This window comes from Streptomyces sp. NPDC002742, from assembly GCF_042888885.1.
Taxonomy (GTDB): domain Bacteria; phylum Actinomycetota; class Actinomycetes; order Streptomycetales; family Streptomycetaceae; genus Streptomyces.
The window spans coordinates 1-20,889 of sequence record NZ_JBIAQF010000002.1 but is presented as its reverse complement, the minus strand read 5'-3'; the positions used below and the strand labels follow the sequence as shown (position 1 = coordinate 20,889).

The 20,889-nt window shown below is 68.8% G+C and carries 22 protein-coding genes and 4 pseudogenes; 14 read left to right on the top strand and 12 right to left on the bottom strand.

The genetic code is table 11. The features are described from left to right. Nucleotides 1-54: 54 nt before the first annotated feature. Nucleotides 55-504 carry a nitroreductase family deazaflavin-dependent oxidoreductase gene (locus ACFYW8_RS02845; protein WP_389066706.1) on the top strand — a complete coding sequence of 150 codons (450 nt, stop codon included), beginning with the start codon at nt 55-57 and terminating at the stop codon, nt 502-504. Nucleotides 505-597: 93 nt separating this feature from the next. On the opposite strand, the gene ACFYW8_RS02840 is transcribed toward ACFYW8_RS02845, so the two are convergent. Then, nucleotides 598-1,860 (bottom strand): geranylgeranyl reductase family protein, encoded by a 1,263-nt coding sequence (locus ACFYW8_RS02840; RefSeq protein WP_389066702.1) that lies wholly within the window; start codon nt 1,858-1,860, stop codon nt 598-600. A gap of 176 nt (nt 1,861-2,036) precedes the next feature. Between ACFYW8_RS02840 and ACFYW8_RS02835 the strand changes: the two genes are divergently transcribed. After that, nucleotides 2,037-3,392, top strand: a complete 1,356-nt coding sequence (locus ACFYW8_RS02835) for a dipeptidase (RefSeq protein ID WP_389066698.1) — start codon at nt 2,037-2,039, stop codon at nt 3,390-3,392. 206 nt (nt 3,393-3,598) lie between these two features. On the opposite strand, the gene ACFYW8_RS02830 is transcribed toward ACFYW8_RS02835, so the two are convergent. The 3 genes from ACFYW8_RS02830 to ACFYW8_RS02820 form a co-directional block, all read right to left on the bottom strand. After that, nucleotides 3,599-4,636: an NUDIX domain-containing protein gene (locus ACFYW8_RS02830; RefSeq protein WP_389066693.1), complete on the bottom strand. Its 1,038-nt coding sequence runs from the start codon at nt 4,634-4,636 to the stop codon at nt 3,599-3,601. A gap of 201 nt (nt 4,637-4,837) precedes the next feature. Further along, nucleotides 4,838-5,104 carry a transposase gene (locus ACFYW8_RS02825; RefSeq protein WP_389068114.1) on the bottom strand — a complete coding sequence of 89 codons (267 nt, stop codon included), beginning with the start codon at nt 5,102-5,104 and terminating at the stop codon, nt 4,838-4,840. Continuing rightward, a complete protein-coding gene (locus ACFYW8_RS02820) occupies nt 5,061-5,870 on the bottom strand; it encodes a transposase (protein WP_389066688.1) in 810 nt (269 codons plus the stop codon). The genes ACFYW8_RS02825 and ACFYW8_RS02820 overlap by 44 nt, the downstream gene beginning before the upstream one ends. A gap of 493 nt (nt 5,871-6,363) precedes the next feature. On the opposite strand from ACFYW8_RS02820, the gene ACFYW8_RS02815 reads away from it, so the two are divergent. The 6 genes and pseudogenes from ACFYW8_RS02815 to ACFYW8_RS02790 all read left to right on the top strand — a co-directional run. Next, nucleotides 6,364-7,245: an ISAs1 family transposase gene (locus tag ACFYW8_RS02815; RefSeq protein WP_389066684.1), complete on the top strand. Its 882-nt coding sequence runs from the start codon at nt 6,364-6,366 to the stop codon at nt 7,243-7,245. 321 nt (nt 7,246-7,566) lie between these two features. Continuing rightward, nucleotides 7,567-8,643 carry an IS110 family transposase gene (locus ACFYW8_RS02810; protein WP_389068112.1) on the top strand — a complete coding sequence of 359 codons (1,077 nt, stop codon included), beginning with the start codon at nt 7,567-7,569 and terminating at the stop codon, nt 8,641-8,643. 43 nt (nt 8,644-8,686) lie between these two features. Beyond that, entirely contained in the window at nt 8,687-8,872 is a 186-nt protein-coding gene (locus ACFYW8_RS02805) for an IS3 family transposase (RefSeq protein ID WP_389066679.1), read from the top strand. 114 nt (nt 8,873-8,986) lie between these two features. Continuing rightward, nucleotides 8,987-9,247 carry a type II toxin-antitoxin system Phd/YefM family antitoxin gene (locus ACFYW8_RS02800; protein ID WP_389066676.1) on the top strand — a complete coding sequence of 87 codons (261 nt, stop codon included), beginning with the start codon at nt 8,987-8,989 and terminating at the stop codon, nt 9,245-9,247. Beyond that, entirely contained in the window at nt 9,244-9,489 is a 246-nt protein-coding gene (locus tag ACFYW8_RS02795) for a type II toxin-antitoxin system RelE/ParE family toxin (protein WP_389066674.1), read from the top strand. Before ACFYW8_RS02800 ends, ACFYW8_RS02795 begins: the two co-directional genes overlap by 4 nt. A 233-nt stretch (nt 9,490-9,722) precedes the next feature. Continuing rightward, nucleotides 9,723-10,064: pseudogene (locus ACFYW8_RS02790) on the top strand (Tn3 family transposase); the annotation flags it as partial. Here the strand turns inward: ACFYW8_RS02790 and ACFYW8_RS02785 are convergent. The 5 genes and pseudogenes from ACFYW8_RS02785 to ACFYW8_RS02765 all read right to left on the bottom strand — a co-directional run. Continuing rightward, nucleotides 10,004-10,176 (bottom strand): annotated as a pseudogene (locus tag ACFYW8_RS02785) (recombinase family protein); the annotation flags it as partial. The pseudogenes ACFYW8_RS02790 and ACFYW8_RS02785 overlap by 61 nt on opposite strands. Nucleotides 10,177-10,233: 57 nt before the next feature. After that, nucleotides 10,234-10,686, bottom strand: a complete 453-nt coding sequence (locus tag ACFYW8_RS02780) for an SRPBCC family protein (protein ID WP_389066670.1) — start codon at nt 10,684-10,686, stop codon at nt 10,234-10,236. A 108-nt stretch (nt 10,687-10,794) separates the two neighbouring features. Further along, nucleotides 10,795-11,406 carry a TetR-like C-terminal domain-containing protein gene (locus tag ACFYW8_RS02775; protein ID WP_389066667.1) on the bottom strand — a complete coding sequence of 204 codons (612 nt, stop codon included), beginning with the start codon at nt 11,404-11,406 and terminating at the stop codon, nt 10,795-10,797. Continuing rightward, the gene (locus ACFYW8_RS02770) at nt 11,399-12,235 is read right to left on the bottom strand and encodes an alpha/beta fold hydrolase (RefSeq protein WP_389066662.1); all 837 of its coding nucleotides are present in this window, start codon (nt 12,233-12,235) and stop codon (nt 11,399-11,401) included. Before ACFYW8_RS02770 ends, ACFYW8_RS02775 begins: the two co-directional genes overlap by 8 nt. Before the next feature lie 223 nt (nt 12,236-12,458). Beyond that, entirely contained in the window at nt 12,459-13,463 is a 1,005-nt protein-coding gene (locus ACFYW8_RS02765; RefSeq protein ID WP_389066659.1) for a hypothetical protein, read from the bottom strand. Between the two features lie 237 nt (nt 13,464-13,700). Between ACFYW8_RS02765 and istB the strand changes: the two genes are divergently transcribed. Next, nucleotides 13,701-14,471, top strand: coding sequence for an IS21-like element helper ATPase IstB (gene istB, locus ACFYW8_RS02760; protein WP_189845846.1), 771 nt, complete (start codon nt 13,701-13,703; stop codon nt 14,469-14,471). Here istB and ACFYW8_RS02755 read toward each other — a convergent pair. Continuing rightward, nucleotides 14,468-15,166, bottom strand: a complete 699-nt coding sequence (locus tag ACFYW8_RS02755; protein WP_389066653.1) for an ISAzo13 family transposase — start codon at nt 15,164-15,166, stop codon at nt 14,468-14,470. The two genes, istB and ACFYW8_RS02755, sit on opposite strands and share 4 nt — an antisense overlap. 99 nt (nt 15,167-15,265) lie before the next feature. Here ACFYW8_RS02755 and ACFYW8_RS02750 point away from each other — a divergent pair. The 4 genes and pseudogenes from ACFYW8_RS02750 to ACFYW8_RS02735 form a co-directional block, all read left to right on the top strand. Continuing rightward, nucleotides 15,266-15,769 (top strand): annotated as a pseudogene (locus tag ACFYW8_RS02750) (IS3 family transposase); the annotation flags it as partial. Nucleotides 15,770-15,858: 89 nt separating this feature from the next. Beyond that, nucleotides 15,859-16,467, top strand: coding sequence for a transposase (locus ACFYW8_RS02745; RefSeq protein ID WP_389066651.1), 609 nt, complete (start codon nt 15,859-15,861; stop codon nt 16,465-16,467). Nucleotides 16,468-16,476: 9 nt separating this feature from the next. Further along, complete coding sequence (locus ACFYW8_RS02740; protein WP_389068109.1) at nt 16,477-16,896, top strand: IS30 family transposase; 420 nt, start codon at nt 16,477-16,479, stop codon at nt 16,894-16,896. A 203-nt stretch (nt 16,897-17,099) separates the two neighbouring features. Beyond that, the gene (locus ACFYW8_RS02735) at nt 17,100-18,266 is read left to right on the top strand and encodes an IS110 family transposase (RefSeq protein WP_389066646.1); all 1,167 of its coding nucleotides are present in this window, start codon (nt 17,100-17,102) and stop codon (nt 18,264-18,266) included. 31 nt (nt 18,267-18,297) lie between these two features. On the opposite strand, the pseudogene ACFYW8_RS02730 reads toward ACFYW8_RS02735, so the two are convergent. After that, nucleotides 18,298-18,459 (bottom strand): annotated as a pseudogene (locus ACFYW8_RS02730) (transposase); the annotation flags it as partial. A 271-nt stretch (nt 18,460-18,730) separates the two neighbouring features. Here ACFYW8_RS02730 and ACFYW8_RS02725 point away from each other — a divergent pair. Further along, the gene (locus tag ACFYW8_RS02725) at nt 18,731-20,326 is read left to right on the top strand and encodes an ISL3 family transposase (protein ID WP_389066642.1); all 1,596 of its coding nucleotides are present in this window, start codon (nt 18,731-18,733) and stop codon (nt 20,324-20,326) included. 1 nt (nt 20,327) lies between these two features. On the opposite strand, the gene ACFYW8_RS02720 is transcribed toward ACFYW8_RS02725, so the two are convergent. Further along, nucleotides 20,328-20,765: an SMI1/KNR4 family protein gene (locus ACFYW8_RS02720; protein WP_389068106.1), complete on the bottom strand. Its 438-nt coding sequence runs from the start codon at nt 20,763-20,765 to the stop codon at nt 20,328-20,330. Between the last annotated feature and the right edge of the window lie 124 nt (nt 20,766-20,889).

Genomic DNA, 20,889 nt, shown 5'->3' with positions numbered 1-20,889 from the left:
AGCAGTGCTCACAAAAAAGATCGGCGCTCTCACAACATGCCACGAGGGGTCACCGTGTCCACACACGTCCAGAAGCCGGGCTGGTTCACCGTCAACGTCTTCAACCGCGCCGTGGCCTGGATCACCAGGCGCGGCCTCAGCGTCTGGGGATCGCGCGTCCTGGCCGTCCGGGGCCGCAAGAGCGGAGAGTGGCGGACGACCCCGGTCAACCTGCTCACCGTGGACGGCGAGCAGTACCTCGTCGCACCCCGCGGCCACGTCCAGTGGACGCACAACATGCGGGCGGCCGGCGGGGGCGAACTGCGCCTCGGAAAAAAGGTCGACACCTTCATCGCCGTCGAGGTCGCCGACGACGACAAGGTCTCGCTGCTGCGCGCCTACCTCAAGCGCTGGAAGGCCGAGGTCGGTGTGTTCTTCGGCGGCGTCGGTCCCGACTCGTCCGACGAGGAACTGCGGCGCATCGCTCCCGACCACCCGGTCTTCCGGATCACGGTCAAGAGCTGACGGGGGCGAAAGGCGTCCCTCCTCCCGCCCCTGGAGCCGAATTTCACGGCCGACGTCCGGACCGGGCCGGCGGCGGCCCCCGCCGCTGGTCCTCTAGTCCTCCCCCTCGGCGGCCTCCGCACCCTCCGGACGGCGATCGAGTGTGGTCAGGGCGCGTCCGACCATCGGGTGGGACCGGATGATCTCGCCGAGCGTGGTGGAGCCTCGGGTGATCCCGGTGAAGGCCTTCCACACCGGGCGCAGGCCGGTCAGCCCCGCGTGGAACAGGCCGGGGCGGCGCTCGAAGGCTCCGAGCAGGCGCTTGCCGACACTCATCTCGACGCCGAGCCCCGCCTTGATCGCGAAGGCGTAGTTCAGGGCCTGACGCCGGGCGTCCACCGCGTCGTGCGCCTCGGCGATCCGCACCGCCCACTCGCCCGCCAGCCGACCGGAGCGCAGCGCGAACGAGATGCCCTCCCGGGTCCAGGGTTCGAGCAGTCCCGCCGCGTCTCCGCAGACGAGCACCCTGCCGCGCGACAGCGGCGAGTCCTCGGCGCGGCAGCGCGTCAAGTGACCCGAGGAGATGGACGGTTCGAAGCCCGCGAGGCCGAGCCGGGCGATGAAGTCCTCCAAGTACCTCTTGGTGGCGGCGCCTTCACCGCGTGCGGAGATCACACCGACGGTGAGCGTGTCCCCCTTCGGGAAGACCCAGCCGTAACTGCCGGGCATCGGACCCCAGTCGATCAGGACGCGCCCCCGCCAGTCCTCGGCGACCGTCTCCGGCACCGGGATCTCGGCCTCCAGGCCGAGATCGACCTGGTCCAGCTTCACCCCGACGTGTGCTCCTATCCGGCTGGCGCTGCCGTCGGCGCCGACCACGGCCCGCGCCAGGACGGTCTCACCGCCCTGCAGGACCACGGCGACGGTGCGCCGGTCGGGCACCGCGGACCCGTGCTGCTCCACGCGGGAGACCGTGGCACCCGTACGCAGTTCCGCGCCCGCCTTCTGCGCGAACTCGACGAGCTGCTGGTCGAACTCGGGGCGGTTGATCAGCCCGAACAGCATGTGCCGGGACCGCCGGGTGCGGGCGAACTTGCCGTCCATGGAGAAGGTGACCGCGTGCACCCGGTCCCTGAAGGGCAGTTCGAAGCCGGGGGGCAGGGAGTCGCGCGAGGGGCCGATGATGCCGCCGCCGCATGTCTTGTAGCGGGGCAGTTCGGCTTTCTCCAGCAGCAGGACGCTGCGTCCCGCGACCGCTGCCGCATAGGCGGCCGAGGCACCCGCCGGCCCTCCACCGACGACTACGACGTCCCACACCCGCTGCCCGTCGTCCGCCGTACGCCGCTCGTCGTCCGCCGAAGAGTTCTCGCTGCTCACGTTGGTCTACTGCTCCCAGTCCAGCCGTCTGCCGCACCTGTCCCCCGCATCCTACGGCGGGCGTCGCCGCAGGCCGCTGTGGGAGGATCGGCAACGGATGCGTCCTGCACACCAGTACGCATCACCCGATCATCTGTACACAGAAGTACAACGTCGCACCTACAAGGAGCGTGCCCATGTCGTCGAATCCGGTCGCCGAGACCGTCGCCTCGCTCATGCCCCGGGCGAAGGCGGAGCTCACCGAGCTGGTGGCCTTCAAGTCGGTGGCGGACTTCGACCAGTATCCGAGGAGCGAGAGCGAGGGCGCCGCGAACTGGATCACCGACGCGCTGCGCGCCGAGGGCTTCCAGGACATCGCGCTCCTCGACACCCCGGACGGCACCCAGTCGGTGTACGGCTACCTGCCGGGCCCCGAGGGCGCGAAGACGGTCCTGCTGTACGCGCACTACGACGTGCAGCCGCCACTGGACGAAGCGGCCTGGACGACGCCTCCGTTCGAGCTGGTGGAGCGCGACGGACGCTGGTACGGGCGGGGCAGCGCCGACTGCAAGGGCGGCGTCGTCATGCACCTGCTGGCGCTGCGCGCGCTGAAGGCGAACGGCGGCGTTCCGGTGCACGTCAAGGTCATCGTCGAGGGTTCGGAGGAGCAGGGCACCGGCGGTCTGGAGCGGTACGCCGAGGAACACCCGGAGCTGCTGACCGCCGACACCATCGTCATCGGCGACGCCGGCAACTTCCGGGCGGGCCTGCCGACGGTCACCGCGACCCTGCGCGGTATGACCCTCGTACGGGTACAGGTGGACACCCTCGAAGGGAACCTGCACTCGGGACAGTTCGGCGGCGCCGCGCCCGACGCGCTGGCGGCGCTGATCCGTGTACTGGACTCGCTGCGCGCGAAGGACGGTTCGACGACCGTCGACGGCCTGGCGGGCGACTTGGCGTGGGACGGAGTGCAGTACGAGGACCAGGCGTTCCGTGAGGACGCCAAGGTGCTCGACGGGGTGGAGCTCATCGGCTCCGGCACGGTCGCCGACCGGGTCTGGGCGCGTCCGGCCGTCACGGTGCTCGGGATCGACTGCCCGCCGGTCGTCGGCGCGACGCCGTCGGTGCAGGCCGGTGCCCGTGCGCTGATCAGCCTGCGGGTGCCGCCGGGCGTCGACGCGGTCGAGGCGACCAAGTTGCTGGAGGCGCACATCGAGGCGCACACGCCGTGGGGCGCGCGGGTGAGCACCGAGCGGATCGGGCAGGGCCAGGCGTTCCGCGCCGACACCTCCAGCCCCGCGTACGCGTCGATGGCCGAGGCCATGGCGGTCGCCTACCCGGGCCAGGAGATGCAGTCGGCGGGCATGGGCGGCTCGATCCCGCTGTGCAACACGCTGGCCTCGCTGTACCCGCAGACGGAGATCCTGCTCATCGGCCTGAGCGAGCCGGAGGCGCAGATCCACGCGGTGAACGAGAGCGTCTCGCCCGACGAGCTGGAGCGCCTGTCGGTCGCGGAGGCGCTGTTCCTGCGGAACTACGCGGCGAGCTGATCGTCCACGGACATGGCTGGGGCCCACACCTGATGGTGTGGGCCCCAGCCATGTCCGCTCCTTCACCGCGTCGGAAGGTCCTGCCGAAAGCGCCGGCCGGGGCGTAAGGGTCTCGCGCGGTGGCGTCACGGGACCGGGCAGCGGGACAACCGGCGGTCCGTGGGCGCCCGTCGCGCGGTCCGCAGCCGCGTGGAGAACGCCCGGCGTCAGCCCAGCGGCACCCCGGCCTCCAGATACAGCGCGGCGCCGCGCTCGCGGGCCCGCAGGGCCCAGCGGAGCCGTTCGTAGCGCACGGGCGGCAGCAGGTCGGCGGCCTCCTGCTCGGTGACGAAGCGCCAGCCGCGCAGTTCCGGTCCGGGGAGCAGGAGTCCCCGGACGGCCTGTTCGTCCAGGTGTCCGCCGTCGAACAGGAGCCGGAGACCGCCGTAGCCGGGTGGTGCGGGCGATTCCCAGTCGACGACGAGGAGCGTGGGCACCTCGTCGAGGGTGATGCCGGTCTCCTCGGTGACCTCGCGCATACCGGCACGGGCGGGGGCCTCGCCGGCCTCGACGACCCCGCCGGGGAACTCCCATCCGGCCTTGTACGTCGGGTCGACGAGCAGGACCCGGTCGCTCTCGTCGAAGAGGAGCACCCCGGCGGCGACGGTCTCGGCGGTGGGTTCGGGCGTCTGCACGATGGCGCACACGGGTGCCTCCCCGGTGCGTACGGCTTCGGCGACGCGCAGGGCGGTGTCGTACGGGGTGAGCGCGCTGGTGTCCACGGGGTGGGCGTCGGCGGTGAGCCAGGCGAGCGCGGCCCGGTAGGGCTCGATGTGGTCGTAGGACCACTGGCGCACGCGTATCTCGCCGTCGGGCAGCTCCGGGGGCACCTCGCGCCCGGCTATTCGCTCACGCAGGATCGTTTCCGCCGGGGCGAGGAGCACATGCCGTACGGGAATCCGGCGTGCGGCGAGCCCGCCGAAGATCTCGTCGCGGTACTCCTGACGCAGCAGGGTCATCGGGACGACGAGGACGCCGCCGAGCTCGGCGAGCATGGCCGCGGCGGTGTCGACCACGAGCCGGCGCCAGATCGGCAGGTCCTGGAGATCGCCGACCTCGGCGAGGTGCTTGGCCGGGAGCAGTTGCGTGAGTGTGCCTCCGACGACCTCGGGGTCGAAGAGCGTGCTGTTCGGGATCAGCTCGATCAGTTCCCGTGCGGTGGCGGTCTTCCCCGCACCGAACGCACCGTTGATCCAGAGGATCATTCGTACTCCAAGACTTCAAGGCCGCTGAACAGCGGCGGAGCCGCTTTCACAAGGTCATCTGGGAGCGGCGTGGGAAAGGGAGGAGTCCACAGGCCCGCGCCCACTACGTTCCTTCTCCCACACCCGCTGGAGGTACACCACGATCCGCTCCTCCATCGCGACCGTTACCTCACTGAGCGACTCTGAAGCTCCTATAGAGCGTCAAGTGGCTGAAGATGTTGATGGTGCGCTGGTGACGTGTCGGTAGACCTCTCGCGCGACGAAGCGCTTGAGGCATCTGAAGATGTCCTTCGTCTTGAGCCCTTCGAGGGTGCGTCGTGCGACGTAGTCGCGGGTGCGTGGGTCGTGACGCATGCGGACCAGGACGATGGTGTGCAGCGCGCGGTTGGCCTGGCGGTCGCCGCCGCGGTTGAGCCGATGGCGGTCAGTGCGGCCCGAGGAGGCTGGGACAGGCGCGGCTGCGCACAGGTGGGCGAAGGATGCCCGAGACGAGCCTGTCGGGGTTGTCCCCGGCGGTGACCAGCAACTGTCCGGCGGTTTCGGTCCCGACGCCCGGTAGCGCGAGCAGTTGGGCCGCGGTGTGGGTGATCAGGACGCGCAGCTCGGTGTCCGCGTCCGCGATCTCTTCGCTCAGGTGCTGGTATCGCTTGGCCAGGCGTTTGAGCGCGAGTTTGACGGCGGCGGCCGGGGTGGTCAGATCGGAGCCGGGCCGGCTTGCGGTCAGGCGGCGTATCAGCTCGGTGATGGTCAGTGAGCGCAGTGTTTCGCGCGTCGCGGCAGGCGCGGTGATGATCAGTGATTTGAGCTGGTTGATGGTCTGGGTGCGGGCCTTGATGGCGCTGGCGCGGACCACGCGCAGTGTGCGGATCGCTTCGACGGTGCCATCGCGTTCCTTCGGGGTGCCGTTGGCTCGGCCGGAGAGCACTGCGGTGGCGGCGGCGTAGGCATCGACGGGATCGGATTTGCCGGCGGCGCGGCGAGCTCGACGGTCGGGCCGGTCCACTTCGACCACGGTGATCTGGTTGGCACGCAAGTGCCGGGCCAGTTCGGCGCCGTAGGATCCGGTGCCCTCCATGCCCACGGTCAGCACCTGGCCGTGCGAGTGCAGCCACGTCAGCAGCAGCCGATAGCCTTCAGACGTGGTGGGGAATGCCTCGGTGGCCAGGTGCCGACCGATGGTGTCGATGACGGCGGCCTGGTGGACGTCGGTGTGGGTGTCGATCCCGCCGATCACTTCGATGGGCTGTGGCATGGCAGCCGTGTTGGTCCTTCCGTGCGCGGAGGTGTGGGCTCGCGCGCACCGGCTCGGCGGACGGACACGACTGTGATGGGACCGCCTCGGTCAAGCTCCTATGAGGTCACGATCGCCGAGCCGGTACGCGCAATGACACCGCTCGCAGGTCGACGATTCAGAGTGAGGACAACCAGAGCGTCAATCGGAGATCGGGTCAGACCCTCGAGCGGTGCCTCCCACATCCTCACAGTCGGGGATCTTCGACCGTCGGCTTACTTGCCTTGTCGCCACCAGCATTCCCAGTTGAGGTTGCGGGAGTCGAGGTAGGTCTGGAAGACCGTGGGTGGCCTCAGGGCTGATTCAAAGTCCTGGGGGTCATGGAAACGTGCAGGTCGCTGAGGTGTGACGATCCGGCGGAGGTCCGTCACGAACACAACGAAGCTCCGGTTGACGGGGTGACCTTCCCAAGTCGCCCTGCCCGCCCGGAGCTTCGATGTGCCACCAGTCTGCCACTGTCTGCCTGACCAAGTCGCCCACCGCCGCCCAGCGCGGCGTGAACGGTGTCGCCGAACGGCTGGCCGTTCTTCGCGATCCGCGAGATCGGCGGGGACGGCGCCATTCGCTGGCATCGGTCCTGCTCACCGCCTGCTGTGCGGTGCTGGCCGGGGCTCGTTCCTATCTGGCCGTGGGCCAGTGGGCCCGCCACGCGCCCCTGGATGCACTGGCCCGCCTCGGCGTGCGCGCCGCCGGCCCGCTGGGCGTGCGCCGTGCGCCGTCGGGCTCCACCATCCGCCGTCTCCTGACTCTCGTATGTCCCGGCGGGCTTGCCGACCTGCTCGGATGCGACCCCGCGGGCAGCCGGCACCTGGCCATGGACGGCAAGACCGCCCGCGGCTCGCGCACGGACACCGGCCCGGCCGCCCACTTGCTCTCCGCCGTCCTGGAAGGCGGACGCACCGTCAGCCAGCTGCGGGTGCCGGACAGGACCACCGAGGTCACCGGCTTCACGAAGCTGCTGTCCCCGTTCGACCTGGCCGGTGTCGTGGTGACCGCCGACGCCCTGCACACCCACCGTGACCACGCCAGGTGGCTGGTCGAAGCGAAGAGGGCGCACTACCTGCTCGTGGTCAAGCGGAACCAGCCGACGCTGCACAACGCGTTGCGCTCGCTGCCGTGGAAGGAGGTGACCGCCCGCCGCTACGACCGCGAGGCGGGGCACGGACGACGTGAGACCCGCTCGATACGCACCCTCACCGTCACCGCTCTCAGGCTGGACTTCCCGCACGTGGCACAGGCCGCGAAGATCCACCGGCACCGGACCACCTCAAGACCGGCAAGATCACCCGCGAAACCGTCCACGCCATCACCGACCTGACAGCGCGTGCGGCATCTCCCCAGGCCATCGGCCAACTCGCCCGCGCGCAATGGGGCATCGAGCCCGTGCACCACGTAAGAGACACCACGTTCGGCGAGGACGCCTCGAAGATCCGCACCGGGCACGGACCGGAGATCTGTCGGCCACTGCCTGGAGCGTCACTTGTTGCCGCCGGGCAGGGGATGTGTCCCGATAGGGGCCTTCGCGACAGGCACCGTCACAGTCTTGACCGCCCCGGCCCGGCGACGGCCACCAGCATCCGAGGCGATCAGGAGACAAGCGATCTTGCCCAGCATCACGCGGTCCGCTGCCTCGTGGCACATCCCGGCCGGCGCCGCCGAGGAAGTCCTGCTCGGCGTCGACACCCACAAGGGCGTCCACGCCGCAGCCGTTGTCACCACGCTCGGCGCCGCCCTGGACGGCCGCAGCTTCCCGGCGACGGCCGAGGGCTATCGTCAGCTCGTCGCGTGGGCCCGCTCGTTCGGTGTGCTGCGGCGCGCTGGAGTCGAGTGCACCGGCTCCTACGGAGCCGCTCTGACCCGGCATCTGCGGACCGAAGACATCGAGGTGACCGAGGTAAACCAGCCCGACAAGGCGGCCCGACGGCGCCACGGCAAGACCGACGCCATCGATGCCGAAGCCGCCGCCCGCGCCGTGTTGTCCGGCCGGGCCACGGCCACAGCGAAGACGAGCGACGGCCCGGTGGAGATGCTACGGCTGTTCAAACTGGCCAAAGGGTCCGCGATCAAGTCCCGCACCCAGGCCATCAACCAGCTCAAGAGCGTCCTGGTATGCGCGGACGCCGAACTTCGCGAGTTCCTGGCCGGGCTGAGCAACCCGAAGCTGTTCAAGCAGTGCGCCGCACCCACGGAGTCGGACATCTCCGGGCCGGCAGGGGCCGCGCGGCACACCTTGAGACTGCTGGCGCGCCGCATCCAGAGCCTGACCGAGGAGATCAACGACCTCACCGGGCGGATAGCCGAAGCGGTCACGGCAAGCACTCCTGGACTGCTCGAGGTGAATGGCGTCGGCCCGGACAGCGCCGCGGCCCTGCTCATCGCTGCCGGGGACAACCCCGAACGCCTCGGCAACGAGGCATCCTTCGCCGCCTTGTGCGGCACCAGCCCGGTCGAGGCATCCTCCGGCAAGACCCAGCGCCGCCGGCTCAACCGAGGCGGCGACCGCCAGGCCAATGCCGCCCTCTTCCGGATCATCCTCAGTCGCCTACGCTGGCAAAACCGCACCCAGGACTACATGCGCCGACGCCTCGCCGAGGGCAAGACGCGCCGTGAAATCATCCGCTGCCTCAAACGGTACGTCGCACGAGAGATCTACCGAATCATCGTCCCCAAAACCACCGTGGCAGACCGCATGGAACCAGCCCGAGACGCCGCTTGACATCCATAGGGGCATCAACGCCGTCAGCAAGGCGCTCAACAGCGTGCTCAAGGTCGAGTACGTCTACCGGCACACGTTCGCCACCCGCACCGAGGCCCGGCGGCGGATCGCGACCTGGATCACCGGCTTCTACAACGGCCGTCGGCTACACAGCGTGTGTGGATATCAGAGTCCGATCGACTACGAACACGACCACCGGGCCAACTCCGCCTTGGAACTGGCCGCTTAGAAGATCTCCACAGTTCGAGGGGATTAACAGTAGTGCCGCACCCGCCCGCGTGGGCGCCGGACCATGCCGCAGAACGCAGGCCCCCAACATGCACACTTCTGTAAGGTGGTGTGCATGACGGAGACGACCTACTCGATCGTGGAAGCCCGCGCCCGCCTGGGCGCCATCGCGCGCGAGGTCAGCGCCACCCGTGAACCGGTCGCCATCACCGACCACGGGCAGACCGTCGCCATACTCGTCAGCCCCGCCGACGCCCTGGAACTGCAGGAACTGCGCGCGCTGGCCGCCTACCGCGCCCGCCAGGCCCGCGGCGAGAACGCCGGAGTCCCCCACGACGAGGCGTACCGCCGTGTGTTCGGCGGAGCTGAGGCGTGAGCTACGAGGTCATCTGGGAACCCGAGGCCCTCGCCCAAGCGGAGCGGTTCGCCAAGGACGACCCCGACGGGGTACGGCAGGTGTTCACCGCCGTCGACCACCTCGCCGACAACCCCCGTCCCGACGGGGCGTTCGGCAGCGCCGGCCTGCTGCGCATCCACGTCGGCACCTACCGCGTGATGTACGAGATCAGCGACCAGCAGATCCGCGTCAGCGTCATTCACCTCGGACGCGTGCGCTGACCCGACCCCGTACCTGCGCCAGGCCGCGCTCCCAGACAGTGCAGCGGCCCACGGATCGTCCTCGCGCACCGTGCCGCATGCTGCCGCGGAACCTGGAAGCGCGGCGGATCAGTCGGTGACGTGCACGGTGACGTACAGGTCTCCTGGCGCACCGCAGTGCTTGCCGGGGGCGCCGAGCTCGCGGATCCGGACCTCCTAGCCGTCCCTGAGGCCTGCGGGGATCCGGAACCTTGAACCGGATGGCGGCGCTGGCCCGGTACGCGCTGGGGTCGAAGGCGGCGTTGCTGGAGCGGGCGTCGGAGCCCAAGCGCACGGCGATGCTCACCGTGGTGATGCGGCACCTGGAGGCGAAGGCGATCGACGAGGCCCTGGACCTGTTCCAGGTTCTGATGACTTCCCGGCTGCTGAGCACGGCGAAGCGGACGACGGAGAAGGAACGGCTGTCCACGATGCCGCAGCTGGAGAAGGCGTCCCGGCTGGTCGCCCGCGCGTGGGAGGTGCTGGCCGGGGAGCTGGAGGCGATGGACCGGCCTTCCAGGTACGCAGTGCGCACGGCATCGGTCTTCGCGGCCGTGACGGCGGGGCGGCGCCCGCCCTTGTTGCCCTTCGCCTCGGCGGCCGCAGCCTGTCGTAGGTCAGTTCGCGTTGGAGGCCGCGCTGGAGTTCGCCGGCGGCAGCGAGGGTCTGGGGCAGGGAATCGCGGCGGCTATCCCGATCCCCGCGACCACCCCGGCCACCGGCACCTCACGCGCCCGGCCTGAGCTCGGTGCGGTCTTCCACCCGCTGCTTGAGGCCGGTGTTGAAGGTGGCGTACCCGTCTTTTTTGGGTGTTCTGAGGAAGGGCCGGATCAGGGTGACCAGGGCGCCGGAGAATTCCTCGTGGTTGGTCAGGCGGGTGGTGCCGTCATGGTTGGGGGAAAGGACGAAGGAGTGCTGGCCGTGGAACAGCTGCTTGATGCCGAGCGTGCCGACCCACCGCAGTTCCTGGCCAGGCATCGCGACGGTGACCGTGGGCCTGAAGGTCATGCCCGGCATGCGCATCGTGAGCCGGCTTCCCACTTGAGCGGTTCCCTCGGCGGCGGAGAAGGTGCTCCACTCGCCGTAGGCGGCGAAGTCGGTGAGGCCGTCCCACACCGCTTGTGGGGTGGCGTCGATGTCAATAACGGCGGTGAGGACCGGCTTCATGGTGGTTTCCACTTCTGGCTGGTGCGGGAGGGAGGGACGGGGGGTCGGCGAGCGGGTGGCCTACCGGTGGCCGGTGGGGCCGGGGACTGGCGTGGAGCGCAGTCCACGACGGTCAGAGCGTCACGCCCGGCGCGGCCCTGCGGGAGGGGCGCTGTGGGTGCTGGTGACCGTGGTCTCCTGCAGGCCGTGGTCGATGAAGTCGATCATCCAGGTGAAGCTGTCGTCGATGTCGGTGGCGAACTGGAACCCGCCGGCTGCTTCCAGGGATGCGTATCCGTGCAGGACGGTGCGCAGCATCCGCAGCGCGTGGATCTGCTGGTCGGGGTCGATGTGGTAGCCGTGGAGCATGGCGGCCCAGGAGTCGACCACCCGGTTGAGGGCGTCGATGAGGGGGTCGTCGGGTCCGGTCGGGCGGGCGGCGTTGGCTGCGGCGTATCGGCCGTGGTGGTCCTTGACGAACGTCCGCATCGCCTGTGCGCCGCGGGCCAGGGCTTCGGTGCCGGCCCGGCCCTGGATGGCGTCACGGATGGCGTCGGCGCACTGGTTCATGGCCAGGATGGCGATCCGGTGGGCGAGGTCGGTCTGGCCGGTGACGTGCTTGTACAGCGAGGGGGTTTTGACTCCGAGCCGTTCGGCGACCAGGCCCATGCCGAGCTGGTCGAACCCGACCTCGTCGACCAGGGCGGCGGCGGCTTCGGTGACTGCCGTGGCGGTGAGTCCGGCCCTAGGCACGGCTGGCCGCCTTGGCCAGGAACGGCAGTGCCAGCGCGAGGACCTGGTCGGGGGTCTGGGCGTGCGGGTAGTGGCCGGCGCCGTCGATCACGGCCAGCTCGCCGAGGCCGGCGGGCAGATCGGCGATGATCTTCGCCCCTTCGGCGCGGGGGTCGGCCCAGTCGGGGTCCAGGCTGCCTTCGACGACCAGGACCGGACAGGTGACGTGGGCGAGCTGGGTGCCGGCGTCGGTGGGCTTGGACTTGCACATGTCCTGCAGGGCCTTCATCCGGCCGGGTTCACTCAGCGTGGCCTCTATGCGGGCCAGTTCGCTGTTCCAGTCGGCGGGTTTGGCCGGGTAGGCCACGTCGAGGTACTTCTTCCAGTCCGCCAGGCGTCCCCGGACGATGACCATTGCCATCCGCGTGTACCCGGTCCGGAAACGCTTGACCCGGATCAGCCCGCCCAGGTCGACCGGCTGTGCACGGGTGAACGGAGCCAGCTCGATCACTCCGCTGATCACGTCGGGCGCAGTGGCGGCCGCGATGGTCGCGGCGCCGCCGCTGATCGACTGCCCGATGATCACGGCCGGGCCGCCGAGGTGACGCACGACGGCGACCAGATCTCCGGCGATGTCGGTGCGGCTGTAACCGTCCCAGCCGAGGCTGGACTCACCGCACCCGCGGATGTCGACGTTCGCGACCCGGTAACCGGCGGCCACCAGGCCGGGAACGAGGAAGCGGTAGGAGTGCCGGCTGTCGCCGATACCGTGCGCCAGCACGACCAGGGGACCTTCCCCGGTCACGTCGAAGGCGATGGTGTTCTTGCCGATCCTCAGGTGCTCGGTCATGCCGTCCTCCATCAAAGTAGCTAATGTCATTAGCTATAGATTAGTCACATTAGCTATGAGGGTCAACGCCTCACCCAGCCGCGCTCGATCGGGGGCCGAGCCCGGAGCGATGGGCTGCCGCACGGCGTAGTGCTGTTTTCCGCGAGAACTACTGGGACCCTCATCACCGCAACGTTCCAGGTCGGAGTGCCCAAGCACCTCACATTCCTACAGCCCGTGCTGCTCAGGACATGATCGGGTCGCTCTGGCTGCGGTGCGGGTGCGCGGCGTGGATGTACTTCATGGCGGTGCGGGGAGAGAGACCGAAGAGGCGGATGAGGTGGAGGGGGTCGTCAGTGTGCTGGGCCTCGTTGAGGATGCGGTCCACACGCAGGCGGCCCGCCTGGTGGCCGTGGGCGCGCAGGGGCTTGTTGATCGCCTGGATCGACACCGGGGGCTGGGTGTCGTCGGTGGCGGTATGGGCAGTGACCAGCAGGTATGGGCTGGTGGTGCCGGGCCAGCGTCGGTGGCGTTCGGCCAGCCACTGCCGTGCCAGGCGGTAGGTGAGTTCGTCCAGGTAGACGGTGTGGACGGGCTTGCCGGTGCGGCGCACGCGGAGGATGGCGCGGCTGTGGTCGAGGTCGTCCAGCAGCAGATGGCGCTGGTCGTGGGTGCTCAGAGCATGTACGGCGGCGAGTGCGAAGCTGAGCCGGTCGCGTGGGTTGGAGAGGCGGTCGAGAGCGCCGCGCAGCATGTCGTCGGCCAGCGGTCGCGGCAACACGACGGCGGTGGTCAGGGAGACAGTGCGGGCCGGGTCGCGGAAGATGAGCTTTTCGCGTTTGAGGGCCCGGAACAGTGAGCGCAGGGCGGTGGCCCGGGACTTGGCGGCTTCTCCGTGTATCGGTTCGAGCGCCTGCTCGATGTGGGTACGGGTGACGGCCCGCAGATCGGTGACGCCGTCCTCGTACCAGGTGCGCAGCGGGGGCGCGGCCAGGCGCAGGTGGGAGCAGACGGTCGACGGGGCGAGTGGCCGACTGGGGCGTGGAGCCGTGCCGCACAGGACATCGATCCACCGGTTGAGCGGGGCGCGGAACGAGGCGGGGGCGGTGTCGGCGAGGTGCCGGGCCCGGGCCAGAGCTGCATCCGAGTGCCAGTCGGGGGCGAGACGTCCGGTCAGGCGCAGGTAGTTGATGACGCGGGCGCCGTGGAAGTGCTTGCGGCGGGCGGTCGGCCGCGGCGTGGTTGTCAAGCAGGATGAGCACTGGGACGGCCTGCCAACCGGCAAGAATCGCCGCACCACGACGGGCGACGAGCCGCCACCACCGCGGAGCGAGTCCCCCGCGGCGGGTCGCATCGGGCCCTTGCAGGCCCTGTTGAACCGGGCCGCTGCAACCCAGATCGAGGTCGGGAGGCGGCCACTGTCGGTCTATGACGAACTGACCGGCACCCGGCCCTTCACCACCAACTCCCCGACGAAGGAGCCGTCTTGAGCGAGCTGACCGGCAACCGCATCCGCACCACGGCCGGCAAGCTCGGCCTGCCGCACCTGGCAGAGACCATCAACGAGTACACCCGCCGGGCCGACGAGGCGAAGATGGGCTACCTCGATTTCCTCGACCTGGTCCTGTCCGAGGAACTGGCCGTCCGGGACGACCGGCGTTTCCGTCAGGGCCTGCGACTGTCGAAGCTGCCGCACCACAAGACGCTGGACGAGTACGACTTCTCGTTCCAGCCCGAGCTCGACCCGCGCAAGGTCAAAGACCTCGCCAGCCTCTCCTTCGTCGACGGCAAGGCGAACGCCGCGCTGCTGGGGCCACCCGGGGTGGGCAAGACGCATATCGCTGTCGCTCTCGCGGTCGCGGCCTGCCGGGCCGGCTACTCGATCTACTTCACCAGCCTCGACGACATGGTCCGCAATCTGAAGGCTGCCGAATCGGCCGGACGGCTGGTCAACAAACTCGGCACCTACCTGCGGCCGAGCGTCCTTGTGATCGATGAGGTGGGCTACCAGCCCCTCGAACGAGCCGAGGCGAACCTGGTCTTCCAGGTCATCTCCAAGCGTTACGAGAAGGGCTCCATCATCCTGACCTCGAACAAGACCTTCAGTGAATGGGGACAGGTGTTCGGCGACGAGGTCCTCGCCACCGCGATCCTCGACCGCCTCCTCCACCACTGCGAAGTGATCGCAATCAACGGCCCGAGCTACCGGCTCAAGAACCGCCTCCAGGCCATCGAGCGGGAGAACGAAGTGGCCTAACAACTGGGGACGTTCAAACGTACCGGCCCGGTCCGAAGGGAGAGTACGCCGACAACCGGGGTGTCGGGGCCGATGAAGTCGTGATCCGGGGCGATGATCGGCTCGCCTTTGGGACGGTAGGTGCGGCCGGGCCGGGCGAAGTCGCCGATCGGCTCCTTCTGCTTCGCGTCCACGCTCACCACTGGCAGCCCCTCCTCCAGGAAGCGTTCGGCAGCGGTGTTGATGTGACGGAACTGGGCGTCTCGGTCAGGCACCTGGCTGCCGGCCCGAATCTTGGCCATGCCCTGCAGGCTGAAGCCCATCGCACGCAGCAGACCGCCGACTACCGGGGCGCTGACCGGATGACCCGCATCGGTCAACTCCCGTGACAAATCCCGCAGCGAGGCGGTGGTCCAGCGCAACGGGGACACCGGATCACCCACCTCGCGCGGCTCGATCAACAACTCGAGAGCCGCCACCAGACCGGGGTCACGCTCGGCGGCAGACTTGCGCCCGCCGCCGGGCCTGCGCACCCGCCCCAGCGTCTCCGCTCCGCTCGTGAGTTCCTCACACCCTCGCGCGACGGTCGACTCCGAGACCTCCGCCACCCGGGCCACGGCCGTGATCCCTCCATGGCCCAGCGCCTCGGCCTCTGACGCCAGATACAGACGGCGCTGCCGCTCGTCCAGATGCGGCAGCACCGCCGCGAACTTCACATCCAGTACCGCCAGGGCTTCATCCCGAATCGTCACAACAGCCCAACTACCACACAGAATCGAGCCAGTTACCCGAATTCGGCAATAGTTAAATTACGGCTCCTGAACCGCTTCCAGTGCGTCGCCGACCATCAGCGCCGCTACGGCGTGAAGCGGCTCTGCAGCATCCTCGGTGTCAGCCGCTCGAGCTTCTACTACTGGCGCCGGACAGCCGCGGACCGGGCCGCCCGGCAGGCGGCCGACGCACGGCTTGCCGCCCGGATACGGGCGGTGCACCGCGAATCGGACGGCACCTATGGCGTCCCCAGGATCACCGCCGAGCTCCGCGAGACGAACGGTGAGGCGGTCAACCACAAGCGGGTCGCCAGGATCATGCGGGAGTCCGGGATCGAAGGGGTTCGGTTGCGCCGCCGGCACCGCACCACCGTCCCCGATCCGGCTGCGGCCAAGGCTCCGGACCTGATCCGCCGGGACTTCACCGCGGGCAAGCCGAACACGAAGTACGTCGGCGACATCACCTACCTGCCCATCGACGGCGGGAAGTTCCGACACTCCCGCCTCGGACAGCGATCACCAATCGCCTTCGAGAACGCCTTCCACCTCACACCAACTACGCTTGCACCAGCCGCATAACCCGTGTTCAGGATTCGGGGTCAAGGCCCGTTTACGTGGCGAGAATGGGTCGGCCGGGCATGCCGGACGAGATGAAGGCCGATTTGTGGCGGCGGTGGAGAGCCGGGGAGTCGACCAGCGTCATCTCGAGGCAGATCGGTAAGCCGCCCGGCTCGGTGTTCACTGTCCTCAAGCATCACGGAGGAATCGCTCCCGGACCCCGCAAAGCGCGCGTCGGAAGCTTGACCTTGGGCGAGCGGGAGGAGATCTCGCGCGGGCTGCGTGCCGGAGAGTCCTACCGGGCCATCGCCGGCCTCCTGGGGCGTGCGGTGTCGACGATCAGCCGTGAAGTCAGCAACAACGGCGGACGCGATATTTACCGGGCGATCGCCGCGCAGGAAAGGGCACTTGACCGCGCCCGGCGCCCGAAGCAGTGCCTGCTCGCCCGCAGGCCCGCACTGAGGCGGACGGTGCTGACCCTGCTGAAGGAGGAGTGGTCGCCGGAACAGATCGCCGGCCACCTGCGTCTGCATCACGGTGACGACCCGGCGATGGAGATCAGCCACGAGACGATCTACCGATCGGTCTGCACTACCCGATGGAAGGTGATCCCCCGCGAGCTGTGCAAGCGCCTGCGAACCGGCCGCCCGATCCGGAAGAACAAGCACCACACAGTGAAAGGGCAGTAGCGCTCACAGATCACCGATGCCCGACCGATCGAGGAGCGGCCCCAGGCGGCGGAGGACCGCAGCGAGTCCGGGCACCTGGAAGGCGATCTGGTGATCGGCTCGAACAACAGCCAGATCGCCACGCTGGTCGACCGGAAATCGCGGTTCCTCACGGTCGTGAAACTCGCCAGCCGCCACACCATCGTGGTCGTTCCCGCTCTGACCGAGACCTACAAACGCATGGATCCCCGACTACGCAGCACGCTGACCTGGGATCGCGGCATGGAACTGGCAGCTCACAAACGGCTCACCGCCGACACCGGTGTCGACGTGTCTTCGAAGCCCCTGGCAACGTGGCACCAACGAGAACACCAACAAGCTGCTCCGGCAGTACCTGCCGACTTGTATTGGGGGGGTAGCGGTGTTCGTGATCGGGTTGGCCGCCCGTAACGTGCCGCAGGACGCCGGGCAGGCTGACTCGAGTACTTCCTGCCGCCCGCAGGGGCTGGCTCTCTTTGGGTGTGTCGACCTGCCCGGTGTCCGTTCGCGGCTTGACTCAACAGAGGCATGAGCATCAGCCACCCCACGTTTCTCGAAGTCGGGCTGTCAGCTGCGGATTCCACTGACCCGACATCCGAGATAGGGGACCGCCGATGATGCTGATCGGCATTGATCCGCATAAGTCGACCCACACGGCCACGGCCGTCGATCCCGAAACCAACCGTGATTACGCATCGATCCGCATCGACGTGACGCTCCAGGAGTATCAGAGCATGCTGGAGTGGGCCCGTCAGTGGCCCGAGCGGCGATGGGCCGTCGAGAACGCCAGGGGCCTGGGACACCATCTGACTTCATGGCTGCTCGCCCGGGGAGAACAGGTCGTTGACGTCTCGCCCAGCGCGACCGCGCGGGTCCGTCAGCTCTCACGCGGCGGAGGCCGGAAGAACGACCGCATCGACGCCGCCGCAGCGGCATGCGTCGCCGCTCTTCAAGGCGACGCAAGGCCGGTGCAACCCGAGAACTCAACGGATGCACTGGCACTGCTGGACGAACGGCGCGGCAACCTCGCGCAGGCCAGAGTCCGCGCGGTGAACCAGCTCCACGCGCTGCTGCGGGCGCTCCTGCCCGGAGGGGCACCGCGCGATCTGTCCGCGGCCAAAGCCGAGCAGCTGCTGGAGACGGTCGTCCCCGTCGGCTCCGCCGAACTCACGCGTCACGCCCTCGCCGCTGACCTGATCGCCGAGATCCGGACATGGGATGTGAAGCTGAAAGACAACGCCAAAGCCATGGCCGCGCTGGTCGCCGAGTCCGAAAGCCGGCTGACCGACACTCCGGGCATCGGAGCCGTGACCGCCGCTCGCCTCCTCGGCCGGACCAAAAACCCCACCCGCTTCGCGACTGCCGGCGCGTTTGCGCAGTACGCCGGCACCGCTCCCATCGAGATAGCCAGTGCGGAGCGCTCACGCCACCGCCTGTCCAGGCGCGGCGACCGCCAGCTCAACGCGGCACTCCACACCGTGGCCATCACGCAGATCCGCATGCCCGGCACCCGGGGCCACACCTATTACCAGGCCAAGATCGCCGAGGGCAAGACACCCCGGGAGGCACAACGCTGCCTGAAACGCCGCCTCGCTGATCATGTCTGGCGCACCATGGTCGCCGACGAACGCCGCCGCACCCGAACGACGGGCCCAGGAGGACAACCGGGGGCGACTTCAGCATCCAGCGCGGCCGGCCCAACCCCGACGGCCGACTCTTCGGACAAGTCACTTCCCGGACCCGCCGAAACCGAGCCCCCGTCACCGCACCAGGCAGCTTGACAAACACAGAGGCACCGTCCAGGCGGCAGCGGACCGCGTCCGCCGCCTGCCGGTCCGTGAGATTCTCCGCGTACTGCAGCACCGACACGAGAGCCAGCTGAGCCGGCGACAACCCAGGCCGCCCGTCAGCCGGATACCAGTCGGTGAAATCGGCATCCGTGAACAAGCCGTCCAGCCGATCACGCACCCACATCGCGGCCGTGCCCCGTGGACTGCTCGCCCGGGCCATCCGCACCGTCAACGGCGGAATCATCCGCCCCGAAACCGAACCCATCGCCACTGCGGTCACCCCTCCGACCGCCGAAACCGCCCCGCTCCCACCAGCGCAGCATCACGAGGACATGAACACAGCCACGGTCAGCAAAAGTCACCCCACCGAGTGAAGATCACCAACAGCATCAGTTCCGTGAATCCCCAGGTCAGCGAGGGGAACGAGGGATCGTTTCGGCAGAGTGTTACCTGGCATGGCGAGCAAGACGGTCGAGGCTGTGCTGTTTCCCGGGATCGATGTGCGAGTGGAGCGCGTCAGCGACTCCACCGACGTCCTTGTGGTGGAGGCGGTGTCCACTGCTCGCCCGGGTCGGTGCCCGGACTGTCGGAAACAGGCGAGACGCGTGCACAGCACGTACCAACGCGCCTTGGATGAGAGGCCGTTGAGCTCGCGCCGGGTCATAGTCCGGCTGCGGGTCCGCCGGTACTTCTGTGACCGGAAGAGTTGTTCCCGCAAGACGTTCGTCGAGCAAGTGCCGGGGCTGTCCGAGCGGCACCGCCGCTCCAGCACCGGGCTGACAGGCTGGCTGCGGTCGATCGCGATCGAGCTCGGCGGCCGTCCGGCCGCGCGGTTGTGCCGCCGCCTGCGGCTGGTCGCGGGCCGGACCCGGCTGCTCAGGCTGTTGACGGCGCCGACGGTGCCGGACCGTGCGCCGCGGGTGCTGGGGGTGGACGAGTTCGCCTTCCGCAAGGGCTGCACCTACGGCACCGTGCTGGTCGACGTCGAGGCCGGCCGGGTCGTGGACGTGCTGCCCGACCGCACCTCCGAAACGTTCGCGGCCTGGCTCACCGAGCATCCTGGAGCCGAGATCATCTGCCGAGACCGGGCCAGCGCCTACACCAAGGCTGTCAGGGAAGCCGCCCCTCATGCCCTGGAAGTCGCTGATCGCTGGCACCTGTTGCAGAACCTGTCCGCCGCGGTGGAGAAGACCTGCCACCAGCACCGCGACTGCCTGCGCAAACGTGCCGAGGAGGTGACGGTGATCGAGGTGCCGGAGCCGCCCCCGATGCTGTTACCGCCCGCGGAACTGCCCCGCACCCAGATCATCGAGCGCACCCGACACCGCTACGAGGACATCCACCGCCTGCTGGAGAAACGCTGGACGATCAGCGCCATCGCCCGCCGTCTGAACCTCGACCGTAAGACCGTGCGCCGCTTCCGCGACACCGACCTCGACGAGCTGCTGGCCTCCGCCCGCGACCGCCGCCCCAACGGCGTCCTGGAGCCGTTCAAGGCATACCTCAACGCCCGCTTCACCGAAACCCAAGGCCAGGCCAGCGGCACCCAGCTGTTCCTGGAGATCCAGGCCCGCGGCTACCGGGGCAGCCGCCAGGTCGTCCGCAAGCACCTCGCCGCCCTGAGCGCGGGCACCGCCGAACCGGTACGGGCCGACATCCCCAGCCCCCGCAAGATCACCTCGTGGATCATGAGGCCCCGTGAGACTCTCACCGACAGCCAGGACGCGCGGCTGCTTCAAGTCCGGCTCGCCTGCCCGGACATCACCCGGGCCTGCGACCTCGCCCGAGCGTTCGCCGATCTGGTCCGTCACCGGCGCGGAAACCTGCTGCAGGAGTGGATCCGGCAGGCCGAACAGGACGCACCGAAGCCCATGAAAGGCTTCGCCGGCTCCCTCCGCCAGGACCTCGACGCCGTCACCGCCGGACTCACCCTGCCCTGGAGCTCCGGAGCCGTCGAGGGACACGTGAACCGGGTAAAAACGATCAAGCGAGCCATGTACGGCCGGGCCTCGTTCCGCCTTCTGCGGATCCGGATCCTCACTCGGCCGTGATCTACAACCGATACCAGTCGTCCCCACTGACGCGCAGGGAACGGCCGAGGTAGTCGCGCAGATTGTTTGCCACCCATCGGCGGCTGTCGGTCTCGTGCTCCCACACGAAGACGTCCGGACGCTGTGGCTTCTGCACGAGGGCGAACTGATCGCCACCTCCGTTGTCCCCGAAGAACATGAAGGCATCGAAAGGCATGTAGAGCTCGGCGAACGTCCGGTCGGACCAGAACTGGAGGTTCTGGTCGACGATCTGCTCCAAGGTCCAAACGGTGTCCACGTGGGTGTGGCCGATCACCCCGTTGCTCTCCAGGAGCAACCGCTTGAGATCCGCTGGCACGGGTCGGCCCAGGAGTCCTTCCGCCGAAACGATCTCGGATGCATCGACCGGCTCCCGAAGCCCTGCGTCAGGGAAGACTTCCAGCACTGACTCTCTCCACATGATCGCGAGCATAGCCACGCCCCAGGTTCAGAAGGCTTCCGCTTTCCGAACGTGATCGTGTGGTTCGAGGTTGGTGGGCATGAATTCCACCTGCAGGCGGGAGGGATGGGGCGGTTCGTCTGCT

Bases quoted from the DNA above. Each gene is read 5' to 3' on its own strand.
- ACFYW8_RS02835 (WP_389066698.1), top strand. From the start codon at position 2,037: ATGTCGTCGAATCCGGTCGCCGAGACCGTCGCCTCGCTCATGCCCCGG.
- ACFYW8_RS02830 (WP_389066693.1), bottom strand. From the start codon at position 4,636: ATGATCCTCTGGATCAACGGTGCGTTCGGTGCGGGGAAGACCGCCACC.
- ACFYW8_RS02815 (WP_389066684.1), top strand. From the start codon at position 6,364: ATGTGCCACCAGTCTGCCACTGTCTGCCTGACCAAGTCGCCCACCGCC.
- ACFYW8_RS02800 (WP_389066676.1), top strand. From the start codon at position 8,987: ATGACGGAGACGACCTACTCGATCGTGGAAGCCCGCGCCCGCCTGGGC.
- ACFYW8_RS02770 (WP_389066662.1), bottom strand. From the start codon at position 12,235: ATGACCGAGCACCTGAGGATCGGCAAGAACACCATCGCCTTCGACGTG.
- ACFYW8_RS02745 (WP_389066651.1), top strand. From the start codon at position 15,859: ATGCCGGACGAGATGAAGGCCGATTTGTGGCGGCGGTGGAGAGCCGGG.
- ACFYW8_RS02735 (WP_389066646.1), top strand. From the start codon at position 17,100: ATGATGCTGATCGGCATTGATCCGCATAAGTCGACCCACACGGCCACG.
- ACFYW8_RS02725 (WP_389066642.1), top strand. From the start codon at position 18,731: ATGGCGAGCAAGACGGTCGAGGCTGTGCTGTTTCCCGGGATCGATGTG.
- ACFYW8_RS02720 (WP_389068106.1), bottom strand. From the start codon at position 20,765: ATGTGGAGAGAGTCAGTGCTGGAAGTCTTCCCTGACGCAGGGCTTCGG.